A 341-nucleotide genomic window follows, 5' to 3' on the forward strand; every position below is an offset into this window, starting at 1 on the left:
ATACCCTTTATCAGCATAAATGTCCCGACTTGTATTTGACTGCTCCAAAACGGCTTCAAAAAACTGGCTATCATGGACAGCTGCGGTTCCTGTCGCGATGTGGCGGATCACTGTATATTTTGTATCGACATTAATGGTAAGTTTACAGCCAAAATAACTTTTACCGTTCTTTTTCGTCCAGGTTGCCTCGGTGTCTTTCTGGCATCGTTTGTTTGCTGTCCAGTTATCCGGGGTTTTACCCTGACGGAGTTGTTCATTCTCTTCCTTCTTATTGTGCTGCTTAGGAACTGGAATCAACGTGGCATCAATGACTTGACCACCTCTGGGAATGAATCCCTGTG

Annotated in this window: 1 protein-coding gene; it reads right to left on the reverse strand. The window is 44.6% G+C overall.

From position 1 onward, the window contains the following. The coding region (locus Xbud_RS19420) for a transposase (RefSeq protein ID WP_145956702.1) at positions 1 to 341 on the reverse strand (341 nt) is incomplete at both ends.

Source organism: Xenorhabdus budapestensis (assembly GCF_002632465.1).
GTDB lineage: Bacteria > Pseudomonadota > Gammaproteobacteria > Enterobacterales > Enterobacteriaceae > Xenorhabdus > Xenorhabdus budapestensis.